We start from the raw sequence: 469 nt of genomic DNA, 5'->3' as shown, positions 1-469 counted from the left end.
CTTCATCTTATTGCTTGTTCACGTTATGAATCGTCATCTGATCGTTTTGTTGATGCTGTTCGACAAGTGGAAGGTGGATATGCTATGTTGGCACTCACACGCACCAAACTTATTGCTGCACGCGACCCAACAGGTATTAGACCTCTCGTGATGGGTGAACTTGATGGTAAACCAATTTTTTGTTCCGAAACCTGTGCACTTGATATTATTGGAGCAAAATATGTCCGCGACGTTAAAAATGGAGAAATTATTATATGTGAAATACAAAAAAACGGAGAAATTACTAAAAAAATTATAAAACCAGTGAATGGAAAACCAGAAAAACTTTGTCTTTTTGAATATGTCTATTTTGCGCGTCCTGATTCAATCGTTGGAGGACGTAGTATTTATACGGTACGTAAAAACATGGGGATTCGTTTAGCGCAGGAAGCTCCCTGTGAAGGTGATGTTGTGGTTCCCGTTCCTGATG

At 39.4% G+C, this 469-nt stretch carries 1 pseudogene; it reads left to right on the top strand.

From position 1 onward, the window contains the following. Window positions 1–469 (top strand): annotated as a pseudogene (locus tag J7R05_RS07915) (amidophosphoribosyltransferase); the annotation flags it as partial.

Origin of the sequence: Bartonella capreoli (genome assembly GCF_902813205.1) — a bacterium.
Lineage (GTDB): Bacteria > Pseudomonadota > Alphaproteobacteria > Rhizobiales > Rhizobiaceae > Bartonella > Bartonella schoenbuchensis.
Note: the sequence above shows the minus strand (reverse complement) of the source record. Positions and strands in the feature narration are given on the sequence as shown.